The sequence below is a fragment of the Phenylobacterium sp. Root700 genome (genome assembly GCF_001429025.1).
Classification (GTDB): Bacteria; Pseudomonadota; Alphaproteobacteria; order Caulobacterales; family Caulobacteraceae; genus Phenylobacterium.
The window spans coordinates 46079-72467 of record NZ_LMHT01000031.1; the positions used below are offsets into that span (position 1 = coordinate 46079).

The window sequence follows — 26389 nt, forward strand, 5'->3', positions numbered from 1 at the left end:
ATCGTCGGCATGGGCGAGACCCGCACCGACCGCGCCGGCCTGCTGCACGCCCTGGCCACCCTGCCGGCCCATCCCGACAGCCTGCCGATCAACGACCTGATGCCGATCCCCGGCACCCCGCTGGGCGGCTCGCAAGCCGTCGACGGCTTTGAGTTCGTGCGCATGATCGCCGTCGCCCGCATCGTCTGCCCCAAGACCGTGGTCCGCCTCTCGGCCGGCCGCGAGCANCATGAGCCGCGAGCTGCAGGCCCTCTGCTTCATGGCCGGCGCCAACTCGATGTTCATCGGCGGCAAGCTGCTCACCACCTCCAACCCCGACAAAGACACCGACGCCGCCCTCATGGCCGACCTCGGCATGAAGCCCATGACCATGGGCGTGGCCGCTCCCTCCATTTCAAACCACCATCGCCGTCACGCGCACGCCGTGACGGGCGTCTCCGGATAAGCCGATGTTTTCGAAAATTCTGATAGCGAACCGAGGCGAGATCGCCGTTCGGATCATCAAGACCTGNTATGAGCCGCGAGCTTCAGGCCCTCTGCTTCATGGCCGGCGCCAACTCGATGTTCATCGGCGGCAAGCTGCTCACCACCTCCAACCCCGACAAGGACACCGACGCCGCCCTCATGGCCGACCTCGGCATGAAGCCCATGACCATGAAGACCGCCTCGGCTGAGGCCGTCGCCTAAATTTCCGAACGATGTCGGCTGCACGCCGCGCTATTCGTCCTGTGGTCTAGTTTGAGCCGTCCCCCGCCCCTATCTGGCGGGGACGCCCGAAGGAGCCCGCGTGCAGCCCATCATTTCCGTATCTGGTCTATCCAAGAGCTATGCGGGGGGCTTCCAGGCCCTCAAGAGCGTCGATCTTGAGATCCGCCCGGGTGAGATCTTCGCCCTGCTCGGCCCGAACGGGGCGGGCAAGACCACCCTGATCAGCATCGTCTGCGGGATCGTCAATCCGACCTCCGGCAAGGTGCTGGCCGACGGCCACGACATCATTTCCGACTATCGCGCCGCGCGCTCCAAGATCGGCCTGGTTCCGCAGGAGCTGTCCACCGACGCCTTCGAGAGCGTCTGGGATACGGTGAAGTTCAGCCGCGGCCTGTTCGGCAAGCCGCCGAACCCGGCCTATCTGGAAAAGGTGCTGCGCGACCTCAGCCTCTGGGACAAAAAAGACTCCAAGATCATGGCGCTCTCGGGCGGCATGAAGCGCCGGGTGATGATCGCCAAGGCCCTGAGCCACGAGCCGCGCATCCTGTTCCTCGACGAGCCCACCGCCGGCGTCGATGTCGAGCTGCGCCGCGACATGTGGGAGATGGTCCGGGGCCTGCGCGCCAGCGGCGTCACCATCATCCTGACCACCCACTACATCGAGGAGGCCGAGGAGATGGCCGACCGGATCGGGGTGATCAGCAAGGGCGAGATCATCCTGGTCGAGGACAAGGACGTCCTGATGCGCAAGCTGGGCAAGAAGCAGCTCACCCTGCATTTGCAGGAGCCGTTGAAGGACCTGCCGACCGGCCTGTCGGACTACCAGCTCGAACTCGCCGCCGACGGCCATGAGCTGACCTACACCTTCGACGCCCAGGCCCAGGACACCGGCATCGCCGCCCTGCTGCGCCAGCTCGGCGCCCAGGGCGTCGACTTCAAGGACCTCCAGACCAAGGAAAGCTCGCTGGAGGAAATTTTCGTCAGCCTGGTGAGCGCGCGGCCATGAACCTCTACGCCATCAAGTCGATCTACATCTTCGAACTGGCGCGCACCTGGCGCACCCTGATGCAGTCGATCGCCTCGCCGGTGATCTCGACCTCGCTCTATTTCATCGTCTTCGGATCGGCGATCGGCTCGCGCATGGTCGAGATCGACGGGATCAGCTACGGCGCCTTCATCGTGCCCGGCCTGATCATGCTGTCGATCCTGACCGAGAGCATCATGAACGCCTCGTTCGGCATCTACATGCCCAAGTTCTCAGGCACGATCTACGAGGTGCTGTCGGCCCCGGTCTCGCCGGTCGAGATCGTCGTCGGCTATGTCGGGGCGGCGGCGACCAAGTCGGTGATCCTGGGCCTCATCATCCTGGCGACGGCGCGCCTGTTCGTCGATTTCAGCATCCTGCACCCGTTCTGGATGCTGTCGTTCCTGGTGCTGACCGCGATCACCTTCAGCCTATTCGGCTTCATGATCGGCGTCTGGGCCGACGGCTGGGAGAAGCTGCAGATCGTCCCGATGATGATCGTGACGCCGCTGACCTTCTTAGGCGGCAGCTTCTATTCGATCAGCATGTTGCCGGAGGTCTGGCAGAAGATCGCCCTGTTCAACCCCGTAGTCTACCTGATCTCCGGCTTCCGCTGGGCCTTCTACGGCATCTCCGACGTCGACGTGCGGATCAGCCTGGCGGCGACCTTCGGGTTCATGCTGCTGTGCCTGATCGGCGTCTGGGCGATCTTCCGGACCGGCTACAAGCTGAAGACCTGACCGGGGCTACAGGCCAGTATTCGCAGGCCCCGCCCCAACCGAACTCTCGCCATGGTGAAGCTTGAGAGCTTCTACCCGCCAGACTTGCAACTATCCCGCGCAAGTCTAAAGGTGTGAACGTGACTTAAGAACTTCACCAACTGTCGGACTGTGTCCGTACAGCGCGACCACCCTTGCATCGATCGACAAGGCCAAGCTCACGACCTGATTTCGCGCTGACTGGATACGACCCAACCCCCTGGGAGATCTGTTGTGAGTAATCTTGTCCAGACCGTGATCAACGCCGTAACGCCGGATATGATCACCAAGCTCTCCGGCCTGCTTGGAGAGTCCTCAGGCGGCGTCGGCAAGGGCCTCGCCGCCGCCGCGCCGGCCCTGCTCGCCGCGGCGCTTCAGCAAAGCTCGACGACCAGCGGCGCCAATGGACTGCTGGGCCTGCTGAGCCAGGTGACCAGCGGCGGCAACCTGCTCGACCAGCTGCCCGCCCTGCTCGCCGACGACACCGCCCGCGCCACCCTGCTCAACCAAGGCCGCGGCCTGGCCGACGGGTTGCTTGGATCCAACAGCAGCAGCATCGCCAACACCCTGGCCAGCTTCGCCGGACTGAAGGGCGGCTCGGCCTCGAACCTGCTGGCCCTGGCCGCTCCCCTGGTCATGGGCGCCATCGGCAAGGCGCTTGGCCCGTCGCCGACGGCGTCGGGGCTGCAATCGCTGCTGTCCGACCAACGCTCCAGCATCCTGGGCGCCCTGCCGCCCGGCCTCGGCGCGCTATTCGGACTTGGCGGCGCGGCCCAGGCGGCGAAGGGCGCGGCGACCGCGGCGGCCGCCGCCGGCGGAGGCGGCTTGATGAAGATCTTGCCCTGGCTGATCGCCGCGGCGGTCGTCCTGGCCCTGATCTTCGGCCTGCGCAGTTGCGGGGCCAAGAAGGTGGAGGCGCCGGCTCCCGTCGTCACCCCGCCGCCAGCCATGGCGCCGGCTACGCCCGCCGCCGAAACCCTGACCCTGCCAGGCGGCGCGACCATCTCCGTGGCGCCGGGCTCGATCGGCTATAGCGTCGCCAAGTTCCTGGATTCCCGCGAGGCCGCGCCGAAGACCTTCGTCTTCGACAACCTGAACTTCGCCACCGGCTCCAACGCCCTGACCCCGGAGAGCGGCGTCACCGTCGACACCCTGGTGGTGATCCTCAAGGCCTATCCCAACGTCCGCGCCCGCGTCGTCGGCTACACCGACAACCAGGGCGACCCAGGGGCCAACAAGACCCTGTCGGAAAACCGCGCCATCACGGTCTCCAAGAAGATCGTCGCCGCGGGCGTCGCGGCCGATCGACTGGAAACCGCGGGCCTGGGCGACGCCGACCCGGTCGCCGACAACGCCAGCGAGGAAGGCCGCGCCAAGAACCGGCGGACCGAACTGGTGATCATCAGGAAGTAGGAGAACTCTGGTTCGTCATGGCCGGTGCAGGCCGGTCGTGACGAACGGAGGCGAAGGGCCCAAAGCCCTATTCGTCCTCGTCGAACCTGGCCGCGACCAGAGCGGCCAGGGCCTCGACCGCCGGGGCGGCTTCCTTGCCCTCGGCCTCGATATCAATGGCGCTGCCCGGCCCCGCGGCCAACATCATCAGCCCCATGATCGAGCGGGCGTCGACGCTCTGCCCGTCCTTGGAGACCTTGACCTCGGCTTCGAAGGTGGCGGCCAGCTTGACGAACTTCGCCGAGGCCCGCGCGTGCAGACCCCGCTTGTTGATGATTTCGACCGTGCGTGTCGCGCTCACTTTTCGCCGGCCAGCACGTAGGAGGCGACGGAGATATATTTGCGGCCAGCTTCCTGGGCGCAGGCGACGCAATCCTCGAGGTTCTGACGCGTGCGCACCGAGGCCAGCTTGATCAGCATCGGCAGGTTCAGCCCGGCGATCACCTCGGCCCGGGTCTGCTCCATCACCGAGATGGCCAGGTTCGACGGCGTGCCGCCGAACATGTCGGTCAGCAGGATGACGCCCGCCCCGTTATCCACGGCTTCGCACGCCGCCAGGATGTCCTTGCGACGCCGTTCCATGTCGTCTTCCGGCCCGATGCAGATGGCGGCGACCGCAGTTTGCGGACCCACCACGTGCTCCATGGCGAAGACGAACTCTTCGGCTAGACGCCCGTGTGTAACGATCACGAGCCCGATCATGCCAACTCTCTCAACGGGAATCCCCACCCGGCCGCGGCGATACGCCGGCCGCGAGGTCGCCTAGATACGCTCCTTCCGCGCCGCGTCCAAGATGTTGCAGCGCGCGACGCAGTTTCGCAGGCGCCGAAGCCTCCAAAGGCGCGATTGAAATGAGCGGTATGCTCAACCCGGCGTACTCGTTGAAAGCCGGATCGGGCAGCCGCTCAACAGGCTCGCACCGCGCCGCCAGCGCGATGCGGCAGAACCGCAAGGCCGGCTCGGCGCAGATCCCGAGACCGCGCACCTCGATCAGGTTGGCCAGGGCGTCGGGCGCGCGACCAAAGAGGACGCCGTCGCAGTTCCAGGCCAGCACCCGATCGTCGGCCACCAGCCGAAAACCGTGATCCAGCATACGAAGCGCCAGGTCGCTCTTGCCGCAACCCGACGGCCCCTCGATCAGCACGCCGCGCCAGGCGCCGGCGATGTAGGTGGCGATCAGGCCCGCGTGATGGATCATCGCCGGGCCTCGGGCAGGGTGAGGACGAACCGGGCGCCGGTGATCTTGCCGTCCTGGTCCTTACGGTTTTCCGCTCGGATCGCCCCGCCCTGGGCGGCGACGATCTGGCGGGCGATCGACAGGCCCAGCCCCGAATTGCCGCCAAACGCCGCACCCTTGGGCCTGGACGTGTAGAACCGTTCAAAGATTGTCTCGAGATTGTCGGGCGGGATGCCGGGCCCGTCGTCGTCGACAGTGACCACCGCCTCGCCGCGCCGCCGCTCCAGCGTCACCCGGACCTCGCCGCCCTTGGGACTGAACGAGCGCGCATTGTCGGTCAGGTTGCGCAGCAGCTGGCCGAGCGGCCCTTCGCGGCCGGAGACCATGATCGGCTCCAGAGTCTCGGGCGCGATATAGCGCACGGCGACGTCGCCCGGCCTGGCGGTGTCCTGGTAGAGCTGGACCACCTCCGAGATCAGCCGCCCGAGATCCAGCGGCCGCAGATCCTCACGCGACAGCTCGGCGTCGAGGCGCGAGGCGTTCGAGATGTCGGTGACCAGCCGGTCCAGCCGCTGGATGTCGTTCTTCAGGATCGCCAGCAGCCGCTCGCGCGCCGCCGGGTCCTTGACCAGATCCAGGGTCTCGACCGCCGAACGCAGCGAGGTGAGCGGGTTCTTGATTTCGTGCGCCACGTCGGCGGCGAAGCGCTCGATGGCGTCCATCCGCTCCGACAGCGACTGCGTCATGTCCTCCAGCGAGCGGGTCAGATCGCCCAGCTCGTCGTCGCGGTGCGCCAGTTGCGGCAGCGAGATCGCCCGGGCCCGCGACATCCGCACGCGGTCGGCGGCGCGCGCCAGCATCCGCACCGGCTGGGCGATCAGGTTGTTGAGCAGGATCGAGGACACCAGGGTCACGAAGATCGCGATCAGGATGAACGGGGCCAGGGCCTGGCGTTCAGCGCTGATGATCTCGTCGACGTCGCTGGCCTCCAGGGTCAGGACCCCCAGCACCGCCTGGACATGCTGGATCGGGATGGAGACCGAGACCACGCGCTCGCCGTCCTCGGCGCGGCGCATGCCGGCCCAGTGTACGCCGCGCAGGGCCTGGCCCACCTCCATCATCAGCGCCCGCTGGGCGGCCGGCGCCACTGGCGGCGGCGGACGGCCCATCTTCAGGTCCAGCGACAGCCCGCCGTCGTCGCGCGGACGGGCGGGCGGCAACACCTTCCACTCCACCCGGTCGGCGACCCAGTAGCTGTCGGCGATCAGGTTGCCCTTGGCGTCGAACAACCGCGCGCGCTGCGAGCGCGGATTGGAGAGCATCTGCAGGATTTCGCTGGCCGCCTGGGGGTCGAGCTCCGGCGTCGGCTCGCCCACCGTCGCGGCGCGGTTGATCACGTTGACGATCAGCTCGCCCTGGGTGGTCAGGCTGTCGATGCGCGCGCCCACCAGCCCCCGCCGCAGCTCGTTCAGCAGCAGCGAGCCGGCGATGATGATCGCCAGGCCCAGAACGTTGAGCAGGATGATGAGCCGCCCCAGGCGCGAGCCTGGCAGCCAACGAAAAAGCGACGGCCCGCTCACCCTACGGGGCTTGCGGGCGTCGGTCTTCGGGTCAGGCTTCGCGGTATCTGTATCCGACGCCATAAAGGGTTTCGATCGCGTCGAACTCAGGGTCGACCTCGCGGAACTTCTTCCGCATGCGCTTGATGTGGCTGTCGATGGTGCGGTCGTCGACATAGACCTGATCGTCGTAGGCGGCGTCCATCAGGTTGTCGCGGCTCTTCACGAAGCCGGGTCGCTGAGCCAACGATTGCAGCAGCAGGAACTCGGTGACGGTCAGCTTCACCGGCTTGCCGTCCCACAGGCAATCGTGGCGAGCCGGGTCCAGGGTCAGCTTGCCGCGCTTCAAGGCCCGAGCGGCCTCGCCGCCGGCGGCGACCGTGGCCGGGTCCTCGCCCTCGACGCCGGCGCGGCGCAGCACCGCCTTCACCCGTTCGATCAGCAGACGCTGGCTGAACGGCTTGTGCATGTAGTCGTCGGCGCCGAGGTTGAAGCCGAGGATCTCGTCGATCTCCTCGTCCTTCGACGTCAGGATGATCACCGGCAGGTCGGAGGTCCGGCGCAGACGCCGCAGCACCTCCATCCCATCCATGCGCGGCATCTTCACATCGAGGATCGCCAAGTCCGGCGGTTCGCTCTCAAGCGCCGCCAGCCCGGCAGCGCCGTCGTAGTAGGCCTTGACCTCGTGGCCGTGGCTTTCCAACGCGAGGCTGACCGAGGTGACGATGTTCTCGTCGTCATCCACCAGGGTGATTTTCGCCATATGTCCGTGTCGCATCCTTCAGCGCAGCTTGCATAGGTAATCGCCCGCCAGCATGGCCTCAATGGGGCGATTGAACGACGGACGGCGCGTCGAGGAAAGTAGTAGGCGAGACAACGGTTCCCCGCGTCCGACTTTAACCGCGCCGCCAGCCCCGTTTCGATAAAGCGATATTAAGCTAGTTCGCAGAACATGGTCAGCCCAAAGGGGGAGTCCCGAGTGCCTGGCCGCCAAGTCCACTATGAACTGTTCATCCGGCGCACGCCGGGCGGCGGCTGGACTCTGGACATGGCCACGGAGAATCGCGCCGCGGTGATCTCCACCGCCGAGGACCTGATGGCCGAGGGCAAGGTCGCCGCCGTCCGGGTCACCAAGGAGACCCTCGACCCCGAAACCCGCGAGTTCCAGTCGGTCACGATCCTCAATCTGGGGGCCGCTGAACCGGTGAAGAAAAAGAAGGTGGTCGAGAACCTCGATCCCCTCTGCGTGTCGCCGCAAGACCTCTACACCGTCCACGCCCGCGAACGGATCGGCCGCCTGCTGGAGGGCTGGCTGGAGCGCAAGGGCGCGACCGCGTTCGAACTGCTGCACCGCCCCGACCTAGTCGAGGAGCTGGAAGCCTCGGGCACCGACCTGCAGCACGCCATCCAGAAGGTGGCGATCCCCGAGGCCCAGGCTCGCGGCCTGACCGTCCACGAACTGATCCGGACCTTCACCAGCCTGGTCGAGCGGACCATCGACCGGCTGCTCAAGGACTTCCGCAAGGGCGGCATGCCCGACCTCGACAAGGAAGGCTTCGCCCGCGCCGCCGAACGGGTCAGCGGCGATCCGGAGCGCGCCTACCTGCTGGGGGCCGGGGTCGCGGCCTCCATCGCGCCGGCGAGATCCTGGTCGGAGAAGATCTCCCGGCTGCTGGACCTGGCCGACGCCGCGCCGATCACCGGCCCGCCCCGGGGCCTGGCCCTGCAGACCATCGAACAACCCCTGGCCGAGATCCTGGGATCGAAGACCGGCCTTGACCACATCATCGGCCTGGAACTCGACCTGGGCGGCCAGATGGCCGCCATGACCCGGCTGGCCGCCTGCGACACCGTCGACGCCCTGATGCGGATCGAGCCGTCGGTCGCCAAGATCATGCCACCGCTGTCGGAGGCCGCGACCCGGCTCGCCAAGTGGTTGGCGGCCGAAGACTTCGAGAGCGTCCGCCTGGCTATCGCCCGGCGTGTCGTCCGCGACCTGAACGGCCCCCGCCGCCTGCGGCCCGGCGACGCCGCCGGGGAGATCGCGGTGATGCGCGGCCTGGCCATGGCGCTCACCGCCGCGGCCGGATCGCTGCTGCAGGCTGATGAGGTCCAGGCCGCCTTCACCCAACGCTCGCGGATGTTGGTCACCAGCGATTTCGTCGAGGCCTATCTGGGCGGCGGCGACCAGACGGCGCGCGACGAGGCCGAGTCCCTGATGTGGCTGGTGGAGAACGTCATCGGCGGCGCCAACAAGCGCCAGGCCGGGCGCTATCTGGCCGCCGGCATCGCCGCCCTGCGGTTCGAGAAGGAATTCCGTTACGGCCCCGACACCGCGGCGGTGAAGCTGCAGAAGCTGGCCGCCCTGCAACGGGCGGTGGCGCGCGGCGGCCTGGCGCCGGAGGACTACCAGCCCATCCAGGTCAAGATCGGCGACGTCGGCGGCATGGTCGAGGCCGACGCCCGGCTGATCCCGACCCTGGCCCGCACGCCGGCCCCACCCGGCCAAAAGCTGATGCTGATGCTGAAGCTCGCCATCGGCGAGACCGCGCCGAACGGCCCAGCCGCCGACCGCGCCCGCCAGGAGGCCATGCGCCTGGTGCGCCAGGAAGACACCCGCGCCGACCTCGCCGCCAACCCGGAGCGGATGACCCAGGTCCGCGACCTGATCCAGCAGCTCGGCCAGGCGGCCTAGCCGCCCAACACCTCGATCAGCGCCTCGACCACGCGGTTCACGTCCTCGTCGGCCATGCCCGGATAGAGCGGCAGCGACAGGCAGCGCTCGTACCAGGCGTTCGCGCCCGGCAGGTCCAGCGCGCCGTAGCGCTCGCGGTAGTAGGGCTGGGTGTGGACGGGGATGTAGTGGATCTGGGTCCCGACGCCCCTGGCCTTCAACGCCTCGACCACCTCGCGGCGGGTCTTGCCCGCGGCGGGAAAATCGATCAGGGCGACCATCAGGTGCAGGACCGGATCGCTCCAATCTGGCCTAGCCGCTGGGCGCAGCAGCGGCGCCAACGGGGCGAGCCTCTCGTGATAGCGCGCCGCCAGCGCCCGGCGCCGCGCGGCGAACCGGTCCAGCTTGGCCAGCTGCGACAGGCCAAGCGCGCAAAGGATGTCGGGCAGCCGATAGTTGAAGCCCACCTCCGGCATCTCGTACCACCACGGATCGCCGCCCTCGGGGCGGATCATGCCGTGGCTGCGTAGACGCCGCAGGCGTTCGGCCAGGGCCGGGTCGTTGGTGGTGACCATGCCACCCTCGCCGGTGGCGATGGTCTTCACCGGATGGAACGAGAAGGTGGCCATGGCCGAGTGGGCGCAGTCGCCGACCCGTTCGACCGAATTGCCGAACCTCAGCGCCGAGCCCAGCGCATGGGGGGCGTCCTCCACCAGCACCGCGCCGGCCGAGGCCGCCAGGGCCTCCAGCGCCGGCAGCTCGGCGGTGTCGCCGCGCATGTGCACCGGCAGCACCGCGCGCAGGCGGCGATCACCGACCCGGCTCAACGCCTGGGAGAGCGTCTCCGGCGTCATCAGCCCAGTGAGCGGATCGACATCGGCGAACACCACCTCGGCGCCCACGAACCGCGCGCAGTTGGCGGTGGCCAGGAAGGTGATCGACGGCGCGATCACCACTTCACCCGGCTGTACGTCGAGGGCCAGCATGGCCAGGTGCAGGGCCGCCGTGCCGTTGGCGCAGGCGACCGCATGGCGCGCGCCGACGGTCTGCGCGAAGGCGGCCTCGAAGGCCTCGACCCGTGGCCCGGTCGTCAGGAAGTCGCTGCGCAACGCCTCGGCGACGGCGGCGATATCGTCCTCGTCGATGGACTGGCGGCCGTAGGGAAGCATGGCCGCCATGTCAGTCGGTGGCCCGCCGACGCAGCGGCGTCGGGCCGCCGTCGTGCAACAGCTCAAGCAAGCCCTCGCCCGAGAGCCACTCGTCGTTGGTGTCGCTGGCGTAGGAGAAGCCCTCGTCCGCCATCGGATGGGTCAGGCTGTAGGGCGTGCGCGAATATTCCACGAAGGCCGGCTCGATGGCGTAGCGGTCGCCCAGATCGACCGTGGTCCGGGCGTCGTCCACCGAGATCATCATCTCGTGCAGCTTCTCGCCGGGGCGGATGCCGATGACCTTGATCGCCAGGTCCGGCGCCATGGCGGCGGCCAGCTCAGTCATCTTCATCGACGGAATCTTGGGCACGAAGATCTCGCCACCGCGCATCTGGTCGAGCGACGACAGCACGAAATCCACGCCCTGGTTCAGGGTGATCCAAAACCTGGTCATCCGCGCGTCGGTGATCGGCAGTTCGGTGACGCCCTTGGCGATCAGCCGCTGGAACAGCGGGGCCACCGACCCGCGCGAGCCCACCACATTGCCGTAGCGCACCACCGCGAAGCGGGTGCCGATGTCGCCGGACAGGTTGTTGGCCGCCACGAAGGTCTTGTCGGAGGCGAGCTTGGTCGCCCCATAGAGGTTGACCGGGTTGCAGGCCTTGTCGGTCGACAGGGCGATCACCTGCTTCACCCGATTGTTCAGGCAGGCCCACACCACGTTCTCCGCGCCCATGATGTTGGTGTGGATGCATTCGGAGGGATTGTACTCCGCCGCCGGGACCTGCTTCAGCGCCGCGGCGTGGATCAGGATGTCGACCCCGCGCACCGCCAGCTGCAGCCGCTCGCGGTCGCGCACGTCGCCCAGGAAGAAGCGCATGCAGGCCATGGTCTCTGGATCGAACTTCTCGGCGAGATCGATCTGCATCTCGTGCTGCTTCAGCTCGTCGCGCGAATAGACGATCAGCTTGCGCGGCTTAGCGCGGGTCAGCACGGTTTCGATGAAGCGCCGGCCGAAAGAGCCGGTGCCTCCGGTGACTAGGATCACCTTGCCGTCCAGATCGAGAGAATTCGGTGCGAACCGGCCCAAACGCGGAGCTCCTGAGAGGGATTCGAAGCGGGAGTGCGAATCTTCGCCGCACTCTTCGGCCCAGCACGTAAAGAGACCGCTAACCATGATGTGGCGTGCTGTCGCTCATGCAACGTCGCCGCCTCCTCACATTCGCCGCCCTGCTGGTCGCGCCCGCCCTGATCGCGGCCGCGCCGGCGAAGGATGAGAAGAAGAAAGGCGGCGGCGCCAGCTTCATCCAGATCAACACCCTGACCGCGACGGTCATCCGCGCCAGCGGGCGTCGGGGCATCCTGACCGTGGAAAGCGGCCTGGACATTCCGAACGAGAAACTGCGCGCCAAGGCCAACAGCGTGCTGCCGCGTATTCGCGCCGCCTTCGTCCAGGCCCTGCAGATCTACGCCTCGGGCATGAGCCCCGGCGCCATCCCCAACGCCGAGATCCTGACCCTGCTGTTGCAGCGCGAGGCCGACCAGGTGCTGGGCCAGAAGGGCGCCCGGCTGCTGCTGGGCACCATGCTGATCAACTAGCGATCCAAAAAGATCCTCCCCCGCTGGGGGAGGTGGCGCGCGCAGCGCGACGGAGGGGGCCTGCTGAAGGAGTCGTAGTCCCGCTCACCCGGCCGAACGGCCGGGAGCTCCCCCAGCGGGGGAGCATCTGCACGTCACATCGCCGAAATGCCGCCGTCGAGCTTCAGCTCGGCGCCGGTCATGAACTTGCTCTCGTCGGAGGCCAGGTAGAGCGCCGCATTGGCGATGTCTTCGGGCTCGCCGATGTGGCCGAGCGGGATCTGGCGGGCCAGCTTGCCGTGCGCGACCTCGGTTCCGAACTGTTGGCGCAGCGGATCGAGGATCGGGGTGTCGATGAAGGTCGGGTGGATCGAGTTCGAGCGGATGTCCAAACCTTGCTTGGCGCAGTGCAGAGCGATGCCCTTCGACAGCAGCCAGACCCCGGCCTTGGAGGCGTTGTAGACCGGCGAGTTATGCGCCGCGATCAGGCCGGCGATCGAGGAGATGTTGATGATCGAGCCCGGCTGGTGGTCGCGCATATATTTCAGCGCGTGCTTGGTCCCCAGGAACACCGAGTCGACATTGACGCTCATGACCAGCTTCCAGTCCTCGTAGGACAGCTGCTCGATATTGCCCGCGCGGGAGATGCCGGCGTTGTTGATCAGCACCGAGATCCCGCCCATGGCCGCGTCGGCCTCTTCCAGGGCGTAGATCCACTGGTCTTCCTTGGTGACGTCCAGCGGGAAGGCGAAGGCCACGCCCTCGCCGCAGGCGGCGTTGATCTCGGCGGCGACCGCCTTCGCGCCCTCGTGATTGATGTCGGCGACCGAGACCTTGGCCCCCTCATCGGCCAGCTTGCGCGCCATCGCCGCGCCCAGGCCCTGGGCCCCGCCGGTGATGAAGGCCTTCTTGCCCGCGACCCGTCCGGCCATCGCCACCTCCTAGTCCTTGGCTCCGGCCGCCTGCGCGGCCTGGTTCATGAAGCTGGCCAAGGCGACGTCCAGTTCCGTCACCCCGTCGGCGTCGTGGGTGGTCAGCGTCACCTCGACCCGGTTGTAGACATTGAACCATTCGGGATGGTGGTCCAGCTGCTCGGCCCGGATCGCCACCCGCGTCATGAAGCTGAAGGCGATGTTGAAGTCGGCGAACCGGAACGTGCGGTGGATGGCCTCGCGCTCGCCATCCGCGCGCGACCAGCCCGGCAGCTGGGCGAGCGCGGCGTCCGCGCCAATCCTGGGCGGACGGCTCACGCCGCCACCCCGTCTTCGAAGATCAGCCCGGTGGCCGCCGACAGCTCGGCCAGGGTCTGATCGACATCGACCACCTTGATCGCCCGCATGCCCAGGGCCGCGGCCGGTTTGCAGTTGATGCCGAGGTCGTCGAGATAGACGCAGGCCTCCGGCTTCACGCCCAGCGCCGCGCACATCATCAGATAGATCGCCGGGTCAGGCTTGCGGACCCCGGCCTTGGAGCTTTCGATCACGTGGTCGAACAGCGGCAGGATCTGGCCCATGGCGCCGGCCGCCTGCTGCGGCGCGTCGGCGCCGGGGCTGTGGTGGCTGACCATGTTGTTGGTGATGCAGCCGACCTTGAAGTGCTGCTTGCAGGCCTTCAGGGCCGCGACCATCCGCGGCCGCACCGCGCCCGAGATCAGCGGCAGGACCTCGCGGCCGGGGACCGGATGGCCGAGCGCGGTGGATTCCGCCAGGAACAGTTCGTCGAAGCCCTTGGCGTCGATCTCGTTGCGCTCGAACAAGGCCCAGGCGTTGCTGTCGGGATTGGTGGAGTTCACCTTGCGGATCAGATCCTTGGGCAACCCCTTCTCCGCCTCATAACGGGCGAAGGCCTCGAAGGGCGAGGTGGTGAAGACCCCGCCGAAATCCCAGATCACCGCCTCGACCGTCATGCATCTAAACTCGCGTTTGAATTTCTGCTCGGAAGCTAGTGGGCATTGGCCGACTTTGAAAGGCTCGCCGTCCTCGTGCGCGCTCGCTAATAGTTGGCGCCATGCGCCCACTCTTCTCGTTCATCCCCCGCCGCCTGCGTCTTGCGATCTTCCTCGCCGCGGTGGCGGTGATCCTCTACCTCACGCTCGCGCCCAACGAGGACGTCCCCGGCTCGGGAATGATCTGGGACAAGGCCGCCCACGCCATCGCCTACGGCCTGCTGACCCTGATCGGCCTGTTCATGTCCACCCACCGCCGCTGGCTGGTGGTGTTGGCGGTCTGGTGCCTGGGGATCGGCGTCGAGATCGCCCAGAGCGTCATGGCGCTGGGCCGGCAAGGCGACTGGCACGACGCCGCGGCCAACAGTATCGGCATCTTCCTGGCCTTCGCCCTGTGGGCGCTCGCCAGGCGCTTCAGGCCAAAATGACCACCATCCGCCACGCCCCGTACGAGGACAGCGCCGATTTCACCATCGGCCTGAAACCCATCGGCGAGGCGGCGTGGCTGGAAGGCGGGGAGGCTGATCCCGCCGCGCGCAAGGACCCGCTGTTCGCCACCCGCCGCGAGATCGTCTGGGGCGAGACGGCCGGCTCTCTAGGCGGTCAGCAGGAAGTCCTGGCGCTGATCGAGGCGGCCTTGGGACCAGCGCCGCATGATCCCGCCCTGCCGCCGCTCTACGCCGCCGCGCGGCGGACGCCCGACGACCTGGTGCTGATGGAGAAGCAGGACGGCGCCTGGCGGGTCGCGGCGCTATCGCTCTGCGCGCCGACCTTTTTCACCGCCCGCGACGTGCTGGGCGCCAGCCTGGCGCAGATCCACGGCCCGGTGCACGGCTTCAGCGAACGTTTCCTGACGCGGGTGGAACGTATCTTCGACGGCCTGCGGCCAGACCTGATCCTGGAGCGCCGGAACTGGAACCTGGTCAATTCGGCCGAGCTCCACACGCCCGACCCGGCGCCGATCCGCGCCCGGATCGGATCGATCGATCCCGCCCAGGCGGGGGCGGAACTCTTCGTGCGGGTCGAACGCCAGACCCTGCGACGGCTGCCGGAAACCGGCGGCGCGCTGTTTACGATCCGGGTTTGGCTACATAGCCTGGACGCCCTGCGGGACGATCCCGCGCGCCTGGCGGCGTTCGCAAAAGCCTGGCGCGCGGCCACGCCGGACTTCCGAGAATATAAACGGCTAGGCCTCTATGATGAGCTTGTGACGGGATTTCTTCGCGCTCACGGTGAAAGCCACAGCGTTAACGGATCTTGATCCCCATGCTTGAGGTTCATTGTTCAGGACGCTGGGAAACCGCCATGCGCTTGCGTTCCATTCTGCCCCTCGCCGCACTGCTCGCCCTGGCGGCGTGCGACTCCAAGGGGCCGCCGAAGATCGCCTCCGCGCCGACCCCGGCGCCCGGAGCCGTGACCGTGCCGATTCCGGCCGCCGCGACGACCGTGGCGACCGCCTGCCCCGATCCGGCCAAGATCATCGCCGCCGCCTGCCCGCCGGCCAAGGTCGCCGCGCCCAAGGTGGTTCGCGCGCCGACCAAGCCAATCAAGATCGTGCGCCATCCGCCGCGGCCGAAGAAACCTGTCGTCCACCGCGCGGTCGTTCGCCACTACACCCCAGCGCCGGTCCGCGAATACGCCCAGGTCGAGCGCGAGGTCGAGGTGCACGAATACGCGCGGGTCGAACCGCCGCGTCAGGTCGCCCCGCCGCCACCCCCGCCGCCGCGCGCCTATGGCCGGGTCGAGGAGGAGGTGATCACCGAGTCCTATCGCAGCTACCCGCCGCCCTCGCCTCGGGTCTATGCGCCGCCGCCGCCGCCGCCGCGCGCCTACTATCCTCCGCCGCCTCCGCCGCCGCCGGTCTACGCCCCGGCCTACGCCTGGCGTCCGCCGCCGCCCCCCGGCCCCTGCTGCACCTATCCGGCCGCCGGCCGCGATCAGAACGGCTTCCTGACCTGGCCAGGTAAGCGCTAGACCTCGTCCTCCGGCGTCAGGCGGTAGCCGACGCCGGGTTCGGTCAGCAGGATCAGCGGGGCTGAAGGCTCCTCCTCGATCTTCTGGCGAAGCTGGGCGACCAGCACCCGGACGAACTGGGCGTCGACCTGGGTGGCCGGGCCCCAGACCGCGGCGATCAGCTGCCGGTGGGTCACCACCCGGCCGCCATAACGCGCCAGGGCCTTCAGCAGATCGTACTCGCGCGGCGTCAGCCGCACCTCGTAGCCCTGGAGAGTCACGCGCCGGGTGGCGAAGTTGACCTCCAGGTCGCCGCTCTTGAACACCGCATGGGTCGAGAACCGCCGCTCGCGGCCGCGCAGGGCGGCGCGAATGCGGGCCAGCAGCTCGCCGACCGCGAAGGGCTTGTTGATGAAGTCGTCGGCCCCGAGGTCCAGCGCGGCGATCTTCTCGTGTTCCAGATCACGCGCCGACAGCACCAAGATCGGGGTCTCCGACCACTCGCGGATGCGGGAGATCACCTCCTTGCCGTCCATGTCCGGCAAGCCGAGGTCCAGGATCACCACGTCGCAGGCCTCGCCCGCCAGATAGCTCATAGCCTCGTGCCCGGTTTCGGCGGTGGCGACCGCATAACCCGCCGCCGCCAGGGCGGGCTTCAGGACACGCAGGATCTGCTGCTCGTCGTCGACCAGCAGCAGGTGGGCCAGAACCGTGCTCATGCCTGCGCTCCGGGCAGGGTGACGCTGACCACAAGGCCAGGACGGCCGTCGCCGCGCCCCCGAGCCGACACCTCGCCGCCCATGGCCTCGACCAGGCCCCGCGTGATCGAGAGCCCCAGGCCGGTGCCTTGCTGATTGGTCGAGGTGGCGGGCGAGCGATAGAACTTCTCGAAAATCATCCGCAGTTCGTCGTCAGGAACGCCGGGCCCCTGGTCGATGACATCGATCACCACGCGACCGGCGTCGCGCCGGCCCAAGATGTCGATGCGCCCGCCGTTCGGGGCGAACCTGACGGCGTTCTCGACGATGTTGGCCAGGGCCTGCTCGGTCAGGATCGGATCGCCCAGCGCCGCCAGGTCATCGGGGGTGAAATGGCTGACCAGTTCGCGCGCGCCGGCGCGGCGCCGCACCCTCTGCACCACCCGGCCGACGACTTCGGCCACGCCGAAACTGACGCCCTCGATGGTCAGGGCGCCGGACTCCAGCTTCGTCATGTTCAGCAGGTTGCCGACGAAGCGGTTGAGCCGCTCGGCCTCCTCCTGGATCGTCAGGGTCAGGTCTTCGCGGACCTCGGCGTCGAAGCGGTCCCCGAACTCGCGAAGGCTGGTCGCCGAAGCCAGGATCGCCGCCAGCGGGGTCCGCAGATCGTGCGAGATCGACGACAGCAGCGCATTGCGCAGTTGCTCGGTCCGGGCGCGGGCCTCGGCCTCGGCCTGTTCCTCGGCGAGCCGCGAGCGGGCGATCGCTGCCCCGGCCATATCGACCAGCACGTCCACCAGCCGTTCATCGTCCGCCGGATTGTCGGCCATGCGCCCGTCGGTGGGCGTCAGCCGCCAGACGGCCAGGCCCAGCACCGCCCCGTCGGCGCGCAGGTGGCGAAGCCGCCATCCCGCCTCCCGCACCGTGGCGCCGCCGTCGACCGGCCGGCCGGCCAGGTCGCTCAACGCCTCGGGTGGCGAAAGGCCGGGCGGCGCGCTCCAGGAACGCCCGTCGTAAAGCACCACGGCCTGACCTCGGCCGGCCTCGGCGATCCGTTCGGCCAGCGCCTGACGCACGGCGTCTTCGTTGTCCGACGCGGAGAATTCCTCGCTCGCGCGGAACAGCGCGCCGGCGGTCCGCGCCCTCGCCTCGGCGCTGCTCTGGGCCTCGCGAACCCTGCCGGCCAGCCGCCCGGTCAACATCGCGACCGCCAGGAACACGATGAGGACCAGGAAGTCCTCGGCCGAGGTCATGGTGAACTCGAACCGCGGCTCGACCAGATAGATGTCGTAGATGATGAAAGCGGCCGCGGCGCCGAAATAGGCCGGGCCTTGGCCCAGCGTGACCGCGGTGACCAGCACGCCGGCCAGGAACACCATCGACAGGCGGTCGGTCTCGAAGGTCCGATAGATCGTCTCGGCGACCAGGGTCGAGAGGATGATGATCGCCAGCGCCGCGACGTATCGCCAGACGCCGCGCGGCGGCGCGATCCGCCGAAATGTCCATTCCCGCGCCATGCGGATCCTTGCAAAGCCGGGGCGTCGACAGCTTTCGCCTGTCCGTGGGAACCCCAGGCTCGAAAAGGGAGACGAGCGAGGCCGCCGACGTGATGGACGATGGAGCGACCCGCCGGCCGTTTCAATTATGCCCAGCTTATGCCCTGCCCTCAGGGCCTGGCGTTATAAACTTCTTATACTTGTCTGATCGGGCCGGCCGCCGCACCAGACTGGTCCATGAGCCTGATCCCTGGCCAAGCTGCACCTTGGTTCACCGCCCCGACGAAGGCCAACCCGCGCTTCGCCTTCTCGAGCCTGGCCGGACGTTACGTCCTGCTGCTCTTCACGCCGGATGATCCCGCCCAGCGCGAGACGGCGCTGGCGCGGCTGGCCGCGGTCGAGGCTCAGTTCGACCAGGTCAACCAGATCGCCTTCTGCGTCACGCGCGATCGGGCGGTGTTCCAGGCCGCACGGGAAACCTTGGGGGTTCGCTGGTTCCTCGACGCGAACGATCAGATTACCCGCGGATATGGCGCGGTGGACGCCGCCGGGGCCGAGCAGCCACAGTGGCTCATCCTCGATCCGACCCTTCGGGTCCTGGTGACCGGTACGATGGCCGACAGCGACCGGATCTTCGCCGCCCTAGGCGGACTGCCCAGCCCCGACGACCACGCCGGCGTTCCCCTGCACGCCCCGGTGCTGATCGTGCCGCGCGTGTTCGAGCCGGAGATGTGCCGGCGGCTGATCAATTTCTACGACCAGACCGGGGGCGCGCCCTCGGGCGTCATGCGCGAGATCGACGGAAAGACGGTCGGGGTGCTGGACGATTTCAAGCGCCGCAGCGATGCGACCATCGAGGACCCGGCGTTCCGCGCCGAAATCCTGCGCCGGATCGAAAAGCGGCTCGTCTCCCAGATCAATCGGGCGTTCCAGTTCCAGCCGACGCGGATCGAACGCTACATCGTCGCCCGCTACGACGCCGACGAGGGCGGCTATTTCCGCGCCCATCGCGACAACACCACCGCTGGAACCGCCCATCGCCGGTTCGCCTGTTCGATCAATCTGAACGCCGAGGAATTCGAGGGCGGCGATCTGCGGTTCCCGGAGTTCGGCTCGCGCACCTATCGCCCGCCGAGCGGCGGGGCGGTGGTGTTCTCCTGCTCGCTGCTGCATGAGGCCACGCCGGTCACGCGTGGACGGCGCTATGCTTTCCTGCCGTTCTTCTATGACGAGGCCGGCGAAGAGATCCGCCAGAAGAACCTGCACACCCTGGTCCTGCCGCCGGAAGCGACCGCCATCTCTTCGGACTGATTGCAGGCACAGTTCACGCGGCAGGTTTGTTCGAACTCCTCCAGAACAACTACGGCGATAGAGAGCGAATACATCCCTGGATACAGGCGAGCCGCCGCGCCAAGCCGCGATCAAGCGCTCATCGCTAGACGTTCGCCGTATTCGAAACCCCGCGGACTTTCCACCCCAGGCGCCTAACCGCTTACAGGCGGTTCAATCTCTGAGCGAGATCACAGCAAGGCGGCCATGGGAGGACAGAATCAACAGAGTCTAATGGAGGTTTGACCCAAGGCGTTCGCCTGAATGGGGATTTTTACCAACTCAATAGACTTCAATGCCTGCTCATCATCGGAGGCGCCTTACTCGCGCTATTCTCATAGATGTGGCGAGAATCTGGCCGGATCAAATAGGGTTGATATTTACTTAACGCGCCACCTGGAGTATCGCTGTTATCGAAGGCGTTCGCGCTCGGCGGGCGTCAGCAAACGCACCGAGGGGCTAACCCTATGAATATGCTACTAAAAGGCGCCGCAGTCGCTGCTGTGGCCAGCTTCATGATCGCCAGTTCAGCGAACGCTGCTGTCAACGTCACCACCACGGCGGGCGCTCCGGACCCGGGGCCGCAGGCCGGCGAAAGCGTCCTGTTCAACTTCAACGGCGCCACGCCTGGGCTTTCGGGCGACTACGCCTTGGTCAGCGGCAGCTCGAGCGGCGTCTATGCGGCTCCGGCCGGCGACGCCAGCCAGTACCTGGTGGTTCCGGGCGTCGTTAACAGCGCCGGCACGGCCACGCTGGACCTGACCACGGTTCTGGCCGGCCTCTACACCAACACCTTCAGCTTCTACTGGGGTTCGGTGGACACCTACAACACGCTCAAGCTGTACGATAAGTCGCACACCCTGATCGACACGATCTTCGGCAACACCCTGCCGCCGGCCAACGGCAACCAGGTCGACGCCAACTCCAATATCCGGGTGAACTTCGCGCTCACGGGCGCGTCGCGGGACCTCGGCTATCTGGAATTCACTTCGAACGGCAAGGCCTTCGAGCTCGACGACATCTCGTTCGCGACGTCGGCGGTTCCGGAGCCGGCGACCTGGGCGATGATGATCGCGGGCTTCGGCCTGGCCGGCACGGCGATCCGCCGTCGCCGCAGCACCTTCGTCGTCGCCTAAGACGCACGAACGTTCCCTGGAAGAGCCGGCGGGGTCCTGCCCCGCCGGTTTTTCTTTGCCCGTCAGACGGCCGCCGAGGAGGGCGGCGCGATCAGGTCGAGGTCCCGAGCCTCAAATCACCGGCCGAAACGGCTGCTGACAGACAGCTGTCAGCAGGCTCATGTTCTGTTGGCGCAAACCCCTGGAGCCGACCATGTCCGACCTCATTTTCTACACCAACCCCATGTCACGCGGCCGCATCATCCGCTGGATGCTCGAGGAAGTCGGCCAGCCCTATGAGACCAAGATCCTGCGCTGGGAGACCGGCGAGGCGAAGGGCGCCGACTACCTGGCCATCAATCCCATGGGCAAGGTGCCGGCCATCGTGCACGACGGGGTGATCGTCACCGAATGCGCCGCCATCTGCGCCTACCTCGCCGACGCCTTCCCTGAAGCGGGCCTGGCTCCGCCCGCGCACAGCCGGCTGCGCGGCCCCTATTATCGCTGGCTGTTCTTCGCGGCCGGCCCGATCGAGCAGGCCGTGAGCGCCAAGATGGTGAACCTGGAACCGACGATCGAACAGCGCAGCATGCTGGGCTTCGGCTGCATCGAGGACGTCCTGGCCGTCGTGGAGGACGCGGTCGAAAGCCGCCCATACCTGGTCGGCGACAGCTTTACCGCCGCCGACCTCTATCTGGCCTCCCACCTGTCCTGGGGGATGAACTTCGGGACGATCGAAAAGCGCCCGGCGTTCGAGGCCTATGTCGAGCGCCACGTCCATCGCCCCGCCGCCCAGCGCGCCGACGAGATCGACAACGCGCTCATCGCCGCCGCCGCGCAGCCCGCGTCCTGAGCCTCGACGGCCGCCGGACGGCCGCCGCGAGCATCTGCGCGCGGCGGCGGCCGAGGCCGCCGCGAACTGATCAGGCGTCGGCTCAGACGCGCCCGCCGCGCCTCGAGCTCCGCAGCTGCATGTAGAAGCCGGTCAACGCGAAAGGCATCACCCAGCCGACCCAGCCCATGGTGATGTAGCGCATCGGCCCCATGTCCTGGATGAACGCGATGGGCGCGTCGAACAGCCAGCGCGTCACCACGAAGGACAGCGTCAGGGCGTAGTTCTGAGCCATCAGCTGACGGTGCAGCGCCACGTTCCGCCCTCGGATCGCCCACCAGCTGAGGCCCGCGGTGCCTGTCCAACAGACAGCCAGGCAGAACAGCCCGACCGCGAACCCGACGGTGCGGGTGAGATCAAGATGGAAGGACATGTAGAACGCGCTGGCCGCGCCCAGCGCCACGCCGGTCAGATAGCCGTATCCCACGGCCCGATGCAGAGCCGGGCGGGCCCGCCTCAGGCCTTCCCAGAACTGCAGCGGACCGAGGAACAGCGCCGCAGACGCGCCGAGGATGTGAGCGGCCATGGCCGGCAGGTGCGGCCAGAAACGGCCATAGGTCTGCTCCGACAGCACGTAGAACGGCAGGGCGTCCCGTCGGAAGATGAAGACGGCTACGACCGCCAGCGCACAGACGCCAAACGTCGCCGCCGCGAGCGCCAGGACCCGTGCAGCGGCCGCGAGGCGGCGCGATCCCGGGGCGATCATGATCTCGGATTCAAGGTTCAAGGCGTCCATCCTTCCGCATCCAGTCGACGGCGTCGGCGATCATCTGTTCGAGCGACGGCGAGGCGTAGCCGAGCTCGAGGCTCGCCTTTTGGGTCGCTACCGATTGGTGGCCGCAGACGATCTCTGCGCCTTCCGGCGTCAGGTCCGGTTCGCGGCGCGTCACGTACGAGGCCAGCTGCGAGAGGGCGCCCATCGTCTTCAGCAGCCCGGCGGGCGTCGCGCGCGCCGGCGTCGGCCGGTCCAGCAGCCGCCCGGCGCAAGCGATGAAGTCCAGGTAGCTGGCGTGCGGGCCGGGCAGGATGTACCGCTCGCCCACGGCGGCGCGGTCGACCGCGTCGATGTGGGCCTGGGCGACGGCGCCGGCGTGACAGAAGACGGTGGAGCCGGGAGGCGCGCCGGGCAGCGAACCGTCATGCACCATCCGAATGAGCCGGGACCAATTGTGCGTGTCGTACCGGCCGACAATGCTGCAAGGATTGAGGATAGTGGCGGGCAGGCCCTGATCGATCGCCTTCACCACGAGGTCGTCAGCCAGCGACTTGGAGCGGATGTAGCCGATCGGCGAGGTCGATCCCAACCGAGGCGAATCTTCATGGATGTCGCGGAACGAGGTTCCATAGACGCCGACCGTGGAGGTGTGGATGACCCGCGGCACGCCCTTGCGCCGCGCCGCGTTCATCAGCTGGCGGGAGCCTTCCACATTGATCGCGTGCTGACGGGCGTTGTTCCGCCGCCAGAAACTCGTGTCCCCTGCAAGGTGGAACAGGCAATCGATGTCGTCCGGGATCGCCGCCTCGAGGGTCGACGGGTCGGCGAGATCGCCTTGCACGAAACTGACGCCTTCTCCCCTGCGCTCAACGCCCGCCGAGCGCTTGAGGACGGAGACGCGCCAGCCGGCCGCCACGAGGCGTTCGATCAGATTGCGTCCCAGAAACCCGGTTCCACCGGTAACAAGCGCACGACGCATATCCCCTCCGCGCGACCTTGTCGTCGCGATTCATATACGATATCGTACTTACATACATATATGTATCTGAAAGTGCAAGCAGCAGGCGGACGAGGTGCGACATGGCGCGGATGACTCGCGAGGAAACACGGGAGCAGACGCGGGAAAGGCTGCTATCGGCTGCGCGCACGGTGTTCGCCCGCAGCGGCTTCGGCGGCGCTTCGATCGACGTGATCGCCGAGCGCGCCGGCTATTCCCGCGGAGCGTTCTATTCGAACTTCGCGAGCAAGGAGGCGATCTTCCTGGAGCTTCTCGCGCGCCACATGGAAGGAGAGCGCAAGGCTGGGCGACAGATCGCGGCGTCCTCCACGGACCTGGATCAGATCATTGACGCGCTGGCGGAGCGCTACGCCACCGATCAGAACGACCAGGACTGGTGCATGCTCTCGGTGGAGTTCTCGCTGCAGGAGGGCCGCTCACCGGCCTTCGCCGAACAGGCGGCCGAGCTGAACGCCGCTCATCTCGCCGGCGCTGCGGAGGTCGTCCAGCGCCTGTGCGAGGTCGCCGATGCTCGCGGCGTGGACCCTAGGCGCGCCGCGGCGCTCTTCCTGGCCTTTCGCCAGGGCCTCGCCCTCGCCGCCTCAGGTCCGGCGCCCCAGCTCACTCAGTCGGAGATTCAGGAGGGGTTGCGACTCTTCATGCACGCCCTGCTCGCGCCGGAGCCGCGCGCCTGAAACAGCCGCTCAAGCTGCGGCAAGTCATTGGAAACTCTGGCGCACCCGACACGATTCGAACGTGTGACCTTTGCCTTCGGAGGGCAACGCTCTATCCAGCTGAGCTACGGGTGCGTCTTCAGAAGTTGCGCTGTCTAACTGAAAGCGACGCGAAACGGAAGGCTTAGGCGCCTGCTGTCGTCAAGGAAACGAAAACGTCCTCCAGATCGGGATCCTCGGTGGAGATATCCTTGATGTGCAGGCCGGTGGCGCGGACCGCCGCCAGCACCTGTTCGACGCTGGATTGGCCGGTCTTGTAGGTGACGGCGAACGATCCGCCGGCGCGCGACCGGGTTTCAAATCCCTCCAGCAGCGGCGCGTCGGCCAGCGGCTCCTCGGGGGTCACCACCACATTTCGGGTGTCCAGGCGCTTCAGCAGGCTGGAGGTCGGCTCGCAGGCCACGACCTCGCCGCGATTGACGATGGCGATCTGGTCGCAGAGCTCCTGGGCCTCTTCCAGATAGTGGGTGGTGAGCACGATGGTCACGCCCTTGCGGTTCAGCTCCAGCACATAGGCCCAAAGCTGGCGGCGCAGTTCGACGTCGACGCCGGCGGTCGGCTCGTCGAGGATCAGCACCGGCGGATTGTGCACCATGGCCTTGGCGACCATCAGCCGCCGCTTCATGCCGCCTGACAGCTGGCGCACATAGGCCTCGGCCTTGTCGCCGAGCCCGAGCGCGTTGAGCAGCTCCATGGTCCGGCGCTCTTTCGGCGGCACGCCGTACATGCCGGCCTGCACCTCGAGCGACTCGCGCGGGGTGAAGAACGGGTCGGCGGAAATCTCCTGCGGCACCACGCCGATGGCGGCGCGGGCGTCGCGCGGCCGCACGTCGATGTCGCGGTCCCAGATCTTCACCGTGCCGCCGGTCTTCTTGGTCAGGCCGGCCAGGGTGTTGATGAAGGTGGACTTGCCGGCCCCGTTGGGTCCCAGCAGGCCGAAGATCGAGCCGCGCGGGATCTTCAGGTCCAGCCCCCGCAAGGCATGCATCTCCGGCGCGGTCTTGGTGGCCGGATAGATCTTGACCACGCCTTGCGCCTCGATGGCGAACTCGGGAAGGATCATGCGTCTCTTTGTACCAAGCGCAATCCAACCAGAGGGAACCGGCCGGCGGGAAATTGCGCGACAAATTAAGGGGCTGGAGCGCCGTTTCGATCAACCGAAACGAACAGCGCGCCAGGGGCGTGCATTGACGACGAAAGCCGTGGTCGCATACCTAGGCGCGCGCGGAGCATCCGCCAAGCTTCCGCAGCCGGAGAGTTTACATGGCCCGCAAAGCCCCCGTCCCCGATCAGGGTCGTTCGACCAAGCTGGAACCCATGCCCGCCAAGGGCGCGCATACGCCCGACCTGCCGCCGTCGGAGGTGATCGTGGTGCGTTCGGGCCGGGTCGCCTGCGACGGCGTCGGCGGCGCGCTCGGCCATCCGCGCGTCTGGCTGGAGATGGGCGAAGCCTCCTTCGTCGAATGCCCCTACTGCGACCGCCGCTTTGTTCTGCCCGCCGGCTCCGAAGGCCCTGAGGACGAACGCCTGGCGCCCGGCGTCTATGAAGGCTCGCACGGCCACTAGGGCGGCCGATTTCCGCCAGTACGTCACATCGGCGCTTCCTATATCGTCCTCATCAGACGAGGAGGCGCCCATGGGCCAGCAAGCCGACACATTCCGACGACTGCACGAGGGTCCGCAGATCCTCGTCCTGCCGAACGCCTGGGACGCCGCCAGCGCGGCGATGATGGAGGACGCCGGCGCCAAGGCCGTGGCCACCTCATCGGCCGCCGTCGCCTGGGCGCACGGCTACGCCGACGGCGACATCCTGCCGATCCCGACGCTGCTGGCCGCCATCGGCGAGATGGCCCGCGTGCTGAAGATTCCGCTGACCGCCGACATCGAGGGCGGATATTCCGACGACCTCGCCATGGTCGGCGAAACCATCAGGGGCGTGATCGGGGCCGGCGCGGTCGGGATCAACTTCGAGGACGGCGCCCGCTCGCCCGACCTCCACGCCCGCAAGATCGAGACCGTGCGCCAGGCCGCGGCCGAAAGCGGCGTTCCGCTGTTCGTCAACGCCCGGATCGACGTCTATCTCAAGGGACTGGCCAAGGACGAGGCCGCCCTGGACGAGACTCTGCGCCGCGCCGAGCTCTACCGCGCGGCCGGCGCCGACGGAATTTTCGTGCCCGGTCCGACCGACGAGACCCTGCTGGCGACCCTGGCCAGCAAGATCGCCCTGCCGCTCAACGTCATGGGTCGCGGCGGCATGGCCCCGGCCGCCAAGCTGCAGACGCTGGGCGTGCGGCGGCTGAGTTCGGCCACGGCGCCGTTCCGCGTCGCCTATGCGGCGCTCGGGCGGGCCGTCGAGACCTATCTGGCGGACGGCGACGCCAGCGCCTTGGCCGACGCCGGCAAGGGCGCGCCCGAGCTCAACGCGCGGTTCGGCTGA

Annotated in this window: 30 protein-coding genes, 1 tRNA gene and 3 pseudogenes; 18 read left to right on the plus strand and 16 right to left on the minus strand. The window is 67.6% G+C overall.

Going from position 1 to position 26389, the window contains the following annotated elements; translation table 11 throughout:
- The 7 genes and pseudogenes from ASE02_RS23020 to ASE02_RS15870 form a co-directional block, all read left to right on the plus strand.
- Positions 1-227 (plus strand): annotated as a pseudogene (locus tag ASE02_RS23020) (biotin synthase); the annotation flags it as partial.
- A 1-nt stretch (position 228) separates the two neighbouring features.
- A pseudogene (locus ASE02_RS23025) lies at positions 229-445 on the plus strand (hypothetical protein); the annotation flags it as partial.
- 4 nt (positions 446-449) lie between these two features.
- A partial coding sequence (locus ASE02_RS23365; protein ID WP_156405859.1) for a biotin carboxylase N-terminal domain-containing protein occupies positions 450-511 on the plus strand: 62 nt, incomplete at its 3' end.
- 1 nt (position 512) lies between these two features.
- A pseudogene (locus ASE02_RS22105) lies at positions 513-687 on the plus strand (biotin synthase); the annotation flags it as partial.
- 73 nt (positions 688-760) lie between these two features.
- On the plus strand, positions 761-1714 hold the full coding sequence (locus tag ASE02_RS15860; RefSeq protein ID WP_369818578.1) for an ABC transporter ATP-binding protein: 954 nt from the start codon (positions 761-763) through the stop codon (positions 1712-1714).
- Positions 1711-2472 carry an ABC transporter permease gene (locus ASE02_RS15865; protein WP_056735517.1) on the plus strand — a complete coding sequence of 254 codons (762 nt, stop codon included), beginning with the start codon at positions 1711-1713 and terminating at the stop codon, positions 2470-2472. Before ASE02_RS15860 ends, ASE02_RS15865 begins: the two co-directional genes overlap by 4 nt.
- 252 nt (positions 2473-2724) lie before the next feature.
- Positions 2725-3903 carry an OmpA family protein gene (locus ASE02_RS15870; protein ID WP_056735518.1) on the plus strand — a complete coding sequence of 393 codons (1179 nt, stop codon included), beginning with the start codon at positions 2725-2727 and terminating at the stop codon, positions 3901-3903.
- Between the two features lie 67 nt (positions 3904-3970).
- On the opposite strand, the gene ASE02_RS15875 is transcribed toward ASE02_RS15870, so the two are convergent.
- The 5 genes from ASE02_RS15875 to ASE02_RS15895 are packed head-to-tail and all read right to left on the minus strand — an operon-like array spanning position 3971 to position 7441.
- Entirely contained in the window at positions 3971-4243 is a 273-nt protein-coding gene (locus ASE02_RS15875) for an HPr family phosphocarrier protein (RefSeq protein ID WP_056735519.1), read from the minus strand.
- Positions 4240-4644 (minus strand): PTS sugar transporter subunit IIA, encoded by a 405-nt coding sequence (locus ASE02_RS15880; protein WP_056735520.1) that lies wholly within the window; start codon positions 4642-4644, stop codon positions 4240-4242. The genes ASE02_RS15875 and ASE02_RS15880 overlap by 4 nt, the downstream gene beginning before the upstream one ends.
- A 10-nt stretch (positions 4645-4654) precedes the next feature.
- Positions 4655-5140, minus strand: a complete 486-nt coding sequence (locus ASE02_RS15885; protein WP_082602144.1) for an HPr kinase/phosphorylase — start codon at positions 5138-5140, stop codon at positions 4655-4657.
- Positions 5137-6762: a stimulus-sensing domain-containing protein gene (locus tag ASE02_RS15890; RefSeq protein ID WP_056735521.1), complete on the minus strand. Its 1626-nt coding sequence runs from the start codon at positions 6760-6762 to the stop codon at positions 5137-5139. The genes ASE02_RS15885 and ASE02_RS15890 overlap by 4 nt, the downstream gene beginning before the upstream one ends.
- The gene (locus tag ASE02_RS15895) at positions 6731-7441 is read right to left on the minus strand and encodes a response regulator transcription factor (RefSeq protein WP_056735522.1); all 711 of its coding nucleotides are present in this window, start codon (positions 7439-7441) and stop codon (positions 6731-6733) included. The genes ASE02_RS15890 and ASE02_RS15895 overlap by 32 nt, the downstream gene beginning before the upstream one ends.
- Positions 7442-7657: 216 nt before the next feature.
- On the opposite strand from ASE02_RS15895, the gene ASE02_RS15900 reads away from it, so the two are divergent.
- Positions 7658-9373 carry a hypothetical protein gene (locus ASE02_RS15900; protein WP_293457325.1) on the plus strand — a complete coding sequence of 572 codons (1716 nt, stop codon included), beginning with the start codon at positions 7658-7660 and terminating at the stop codon, positions 9371-9373.
- Here the strand turns inward: ASE02_RS15900 and pseC are convergent.
- Together pseC and pseB are read right to left on the minus strand one after the other, a co-directional pair.
- Entirely contained in the window at positions 9370-10530 is a 1161-nt protein-coding gene (gene pseC / locus ASE02_RS15905) for a UDP-4-amino-4,6-dideoxy-N-acetyl-beta-L-altrosamine transaminase (protein ID WP_056735524.1), read from the minus strand. The two genes, ASE02_RS15900 and pseC, sit on opposite strands and share 4 nt — an antisense overlap.
- Before the next feature lies 1 nt (position 10531).
- A complete protein-coding gene (gene pseB / locus ASE02_RS15910; RefSeq protein WP_056735525.1) occupies positions 10532-11590 on the minus strand; it encodes a UDP-N-acetylglucosamine 4,6-dehydratase (inverting) in 1059 nt (352 codons plus the stop codon).
- A 107-nt stretch (positions 11591-11697) separates the two neighbouring features.
- Here pseB and ASE02_RS15915 point away from each other — a divergent pair, with 107 nt between their 5' ends.
- Positions 11698-12099, plus strand: coding sequence for a hypothetical protein (locus ASE02_RS15915; protein WP_056735526.1), 402 nt, complete (start codon positions 11698-11700; stop codon positions 12097-12099).
- Between the two features lie 134 nt (positions 12100-12233).
- On the opposite strand, the gene ASE02_RS15920 is transcribed toward ASE02_RS15915, so the two are convergent.
- The 3 genes from ASE02_RS15920 to ASE02_RS15930 are packed head-to-tail and all read right to left on the minus strand — an operon-like array spanning position 12234 to position 13984.
- Entirely contained in the window at positions 12234-13010 is a 777-nt protein-coding gene (locus ASE02_RS15920) for an SDR family oxidoreductase (protein WP_056735527.1), read from the minus strand.
- Positions 13011-13019: 9 nt separating this feature from the next.
- On the minus strand, positions 13020-13328 hold the full coding sequence (locus ASE02_RS15925; protein ID WP_056735528.1) for a 4a-hydroxytetrahydrobiopterin dehydratase: 309 nt from the start codon (positions 13326-13328) through the stop codon (positions 13020-13022).
- Positions 13325-13984, minus strand: coding sequence for an HAD-IA family hydrolase (locus ASE02_RS15930; protein WP_056735529.1), 660 nt, complete (start codon positions 13982-13984; stop codon positions 13325-13327). The genes ASE02_RS15925 and ASE02_RS15930 overlap by 4 nt, the downstream gene beginning before the upstream one ends.
- Positions 13985-14085: 101 nt before the next feature.
- Between ASE02_RS15930 and ASE02_RS15935 the strand changes: the two genes are divergently transcribed.
- From ASE02_RS15935 to ASE02_RS22705, 3 genes are read left to right on the plus strand one after another with little or no spacing between them, the layout of a single operon-like run.
- The gene (locus ASE02_RS15935; protein ID WP_056735530.1) at positions 14086-14451 is read left to right on the plus strand and encodes a VanZ family protein; all 366 of its coding nucleotides are present in this window, start codon (positions 14086-14088) and stop codon (positions 14449-14451) included.
- Positions 14448-15284, plus strand: coding sequence for a heme-dependent oxidative N-demethylase subunit alpha family protein (locus tag ASE02_RS15940; protein WP_056735531.1), 837 nt, complete (start codon positions 14448-14450; stop codon positions 15282-15284). The genes ASE02_RS15935 and ASE02_RS15940 overlap by 4 nt, the downstream gene beginning before the upstream one ends.
- A 44-nt stretch (positions 15285-15328) precedes the next feature.
- Positions 15329-15997 carry a hypothetical protein gene (locus tag ASE02_RS22705; RefSeq protein WP_056735532.1) on the plus strand — a complete coding sequence of 223 codons (669 nt, stop codon included), beginning with the start codon at positions 15329-15331 and terminating at the stop codon, positions 15995-15997.
- On the opposite strand, the gene ASE02_RS15950 is transcribed toward ASE02_RS22705, so the two are convergent.
- Positions 15994-16695 carry a response regulator gene (locus ASE02_RS15950; RefSeq protein ID WP_056735533.1) on the minus strand — a complete coding sequence of 234 codons (702 nt, stop codon included), beginning with the start codon at positions 16693-16695 and terminating at the stop codon, positions 15994-15996. The two genes, ASE02_RS22705 and ASE02_RS15950, sit on opposite strands and share 4 nt — an antisense overlap.
- Positions 16692-18191, minus strand: coding sequence for an ATP-binding protein (locus ASE02_RS15955; RefSeq protein WP_056735534.1), 1500 nt, complete (start codon positions 18189-18191; stop codon positions 16692-16694). The genes ASE02_RS15950 and ASE02_RS15955 overlap by 4 nt, the downstream gene beginning before the upstream one ends.
- 216 nt (positions 18192-18407) lie before the next feature.
- Here ASE02_RS15955 and ASE02_RS15960 point away from each other — a divergent pair, with 216 nt between their 5' ends.
- From ASE02_RS15960 to ASE02_RS15970, 3 genes are all read left to right on the plus strand, one after another.
- Positions 18408-19481, plus strand: a complete 1074-nt coding sequence (locus ASE02_RS15960; protein WP_056735535.1) for a 2OG-Fe(II) oxygenase — start codon at positions 18408-18410, stop codon at positions 19479-19481.
- A 485-nt stretch (positions 19482-19966) separates the two neighbouring features.
- Entirely contained in the window at positions 19967-20635 is a 669-nt protein-coding gene (locus ASE02_RS15965; protein WP_082602145.1) for a PEPxxWA-CTERM sorting domain-containing protein, read from the plus strand.
- A 193-nt stretch (positions 20636-20828) separates the two neighbouring features.
- Positions 20829-21467: a glutathione S-transferase family protein gene (locus tag ASE02_RS15970; RefSeq protein WP_056735537.1), complete on the plus strand. Its 639-nt coding sequence runs from the start codon at positions 20829-20831 to the stop codon at positions 21465-21467.
- 82 nt (positions 21468-21549) lie between these two features.
- On the opposite strand, the gene ASE02_RS15975 is transcribed toward ASE02_RS15970, so the two are convergent.
- A complete protein-coding gene (locus ASE02_RS15975; protein WP_162257188.1) occupies positions 21550-22233 on the minus strand; it encodes a DUF2306 domain-containing protein in 684 nt (227 codons plus the stop codon).
- Entirely contained in the window at positions 22223-23200 is a 978-nt protein-coding gene (locus ASE02_RS15980) for an NAD-dependent epimerase/dehydratase family protein (protein WP_056735539.1), read from the minus strand. The genes ASE02_RS15975 and ASE02_RS15980 overlap by 11 nt, the downstream gene beginning before the upstream one ends.
- Positions 23201-23301: 101 nt before the next feature.
- On the opposite strand from ASE02_RS15980, the gene ASE02_RS15985 reads away from it, so the two are divergent.
- Positions 23302-23913, plus strand: coding sequence for a TetR/AcrR family transcriptional regulator (locus ASE02_RS15985; RefSeq protein WP_082602146.1), 612 nt, complete (start codon positions 23302-23304; stop codon positions 23911-23913).
- 37 nt (positions 23914-23950) lie between these two features.
- On the opposite strand, the gene ASE02_RS15990 is transcribed toward ASE02_RS15985, so the two are convergent.
- Positions 23951-24027, minus strand: a tRNA-Arg gene (locus tag ASE02_RS15990).
- Between the two features lie 49 nt (positions 24028-24076).
- Positions 24077-25015: an ABC transporter ATP-binding protein gene (locus ASE02_RS15995; protein WP_056735541.1), complete on the minus strand. Its 939-nt coding sequence runs from the start codon at positions 25013-25015 to the stop codon at positions 24077-24079.
- A gap of 200 nt (positions 25016-25215) precedes the next feature.
- On the opposite strand from ASE02_RS15995, the gene ASE02_RS16000 reads away from it, so the two are divergent.
- Both ASE02_RS16000 and ASE02_RS16005 read left to right on the plus strand, forming a co-directional pair.
- The gene (locus ASE02_RS16000; protein ID WP_369818573.1) at positions 25216-25518 is read left to right on the plus strand and encodes a zinc-finger domain-containing protein; all 303 of its coding nucleotides are present in this window, start codon (positions 25216-25218) and stop codon (positions 25516-25518) included.
- Positions 25519-25588: 70 nt separating this feature from the next.
- Positions 25589-26389: an isocitrate lyase/phosphoenolpyruvate mutase family protein gene (locus tag ASE02_RS16005; protein WP_056735542.1), complete on the plus strand. Its 801-nt coding sequence runs from the start codon at positions 25589-25591 to the stop codon at positions 26387-26389.

Coding starts and splice junctions, on each gene's coding strand:
- ASE02_RS15955 (WP_056735534.1), bottom strand. CDS start 18,191: ATGGCGCGGGAATGGACATTTCGGCGGATCGCGCCGCCGCGCGGCGTC.
- ASE02_RS15915 (WP_056735526.1), top strand. CDS start 11,698: ATGCAACGTCGCCGCCTCCTCACATTCGCCGCCCTGCTGGTCGCGCCC.
- ASE02_RS15935 (WP_056735530.1), top strand. CDS start 14,086: ATGCGCCCACTCTTCTCGTTCATCCCCCGCCGCCTGCGTCTTGCGATC.
- ASE02_RS15920 (WP_056735527.1), bottom strand. CDS start 13,010: ATGGCCGGACGGGTCGCGGGCAAGAAGGCCTTCATCACCGGCGGGGCC.
- ASE02_RS15980 (WP_056735539.1), bottom strand. CDS start 23,200: ATGCGTCGTGCGCTTGTTACCGGTGGAACCGGGTTTCTGGGACGCAAT.
- ASE02_RS15985 (WP_082602146.1), top strand. CDS start 23,302: ATGGCGCGGATGACTCGCGAGGAAACACGGGAGCAGACGCGGGAAAGG.
- ASE02_RS16005 (WP_056735542.1), top strand. CDS start 25,589: ATGGGCCAGCAAGCCGACACATTCCGACGACTGCACGAGGGTCCGCAG.
- ASE02_RS22705 (WP_056735532.1), top strand. CDS start 15,329: ATGCGCTTGCGTTCCATTCTGCCCCTCGCCGCACTGCTCGCCCTGGCG.
- ASE02_RS15865 (WP_056735517.1), top strand. CDS start 1,711: ATGAACCTCTACGCCATCAAGTCGATCTACATCTTCGAACTGGCGCGC.
- ASE02_RS15880 (WP_056735520.1), bottom strand. CDS start 4,644: ATGATCGGGCTCGTGATCGTTACACACGGGCGTCTAGCCGAAGAGTTC.
- ASE02_RS15895 (WP_056735522.1), bottom strand. CDS start 7,441: ATGGCGAAAATCACCCTGGTGGATGACGACGAGAACATCGTCACCTCG.
- ASE02_RS15885 (WP_082602144.1), bottom strand. CDS start 5,140: ATGATCCATCACGCGGGCCTGATCGCCACCTACATCGCCGGCGCCTGG.
- ASE02_RS15970 (WP_056735537.1), top strand. CDS start 20,829: ATGTCCGACCTCATTTTCTACACCAACCCCATGTCACGCGGCCGCATC.
- pseC (WP_056735524.1), bottom strand. CDS start 10,530: ATGGCGGCCATGCTTCCCTACGGCCGCCAGTCCATCGACGAGGACGAT.
- ASE02_RS15965 (WP_082602145.1), top strand. CDS start 19,967: ATGAATATGCTACTAAAAGGCGCCGCAGTCGCTGCTGTGGCCAGCTTC.
- ASE02_RS15950 (WP_056735533.1), bottom strand. CDS start 16,695: ATGAGCACGGTTCTGGCCCACCTGCTGCTGGTCGACGACGAGCAGCAG.
- ASE02_RS15890 (WP_056735521.1), bottom strand. CDS start 6,762: ATGGCGTCGGATACAGATACCGCGAAGCCTGACCCGAAGACCGACGCC.
- ASE02_RS15960 (WP_056735535.1), top strand. CDS start 18,408: ATGAGCCTGATCCCTGGCCAAGCTGCACCTTGGTTCACCGCCCCGACG.
- ASE02_RS15995 (WP_056735541.1), bottom strand. CDS start 25,015: ATGATCCTTCCCGAGTTCGCCATCGAGGCGCAAGGCGTGGTCAAGATC.
- ASE02_RS15940 (WP_056735531.1), top strand. CDS start 14,448: ATGACCACCATCCGCCACGCCCCGTACGAGGACAGCGCCGATTTCACC.
- ASE02_RS16000 (WP_369818573.1), top strand. CDS start 25,216: ATGGCCCGCAAAGCCCCCGTCCCCGATCAGGGTCGTTCGACCAAGCTG.
- ASE02_RS15930 (WP_056735529.1), bottom strand. CDS start 13,984: ATGACGGTCGAGGCGGTGATCTGGGATTTCGGCGGGGTCTTCACCACC.